Source organism: Flavobacterium araucananum (assembly GCF_002222055.1).
GTDB classification, from domain to species: domain Bacteria; phylum Bacteroidota; class Bacteroidia; order Flavobacteriales; family Flavobacteriaceae; genus Flavobacterium; species Flavobacterium araucananum.
The window spans coordinates 1-874 of record NZ_MUGS01000095.1 but is presented as its reverse complement, the minus strand read 5'-3'; the positions used below and the strand labels follow the sequence as shown (position 1 = coordinate 874).

Below are 874 nucleotides of genomic sequence, written 5' to 3'. Positions count from 1 at the left end.
TTGCCTTAACCTAACCTGCTTATGAAAAAGCTTTACATACTGTTTTCCTTTGTTTTGCCACTATTAACTTTTTCTCAGGATATTCTTTGGGAAAAATCGTATGGAGGCATTCACGCTGATTATCTTTTTGATGCCCAACCCACAGCCGACTATGGTTTTATTCTGGCAGGAAGTTCTTTATCTAATAAAACGGGTAATAAAGCAGATGATAATCATGGCGATTTAGATTATTGGATCTGGAAAATGAACGAAAAAGGAGATCTCGACTGGCAAAAGAGTTTTGGCGGAAGCGGTTTTGATTTACTACAAAGTATTAAAAACACCAGAGATGGTGGTTTTATTCTGGCGGGAACATCAAGTTCATCAAAAAGTTTTCAGAAAAATGAAGATTGCAAGGGAATCACTGATTTTTGGGTTATCAAATTAGATGCTTCGGGAGCAGAACAATGGCAGCGTACTATTGGTGGTGCAGGTCAGGATGAATTGTTATGTGCTTTCCAGACCAAAGACGGAGGTTATATGTTAGCCGGTTCTTCGAGCTCTAATCCTCCGGTTATTTTAGATAGCAAACCAGACGCAAAATTTGTAGGTACCACAAAAGCTGATTTGTTTAATAAATCAGAAAAAAGCAGGGGCAATATGGATTACTGGATTGTCAAACTGGATAAACAAGGTACTATCGAATGGCAAAAAACATACGGCGGACAATATGCTGATGTGCTTCGAAGTATGGAACAAACTACAGACAACGGATACATCCTGGCGGGATATTCGAACTCTCCAATATCAGGCGATAAAACAGACAGTAATAAAGGCATAGGAGATTATTGGATCATCAAGATAAATGATGCCGGCGAGATTCAGTGGCAAAATA

Annotated in this window: 1 pseudogene; it reads left to right on the top strand. The window is 38.9% G+C overall.

Annotated elements, in window-relative coordinates:
- Window positions 1-21 precede the first annotated feature (21 nt).
- Window positions 22-874, top strand: a pseudogene (locus tag B0A64_RS24125) (T9SS type A sorting domain-containing protein); the annotation flags it as partial.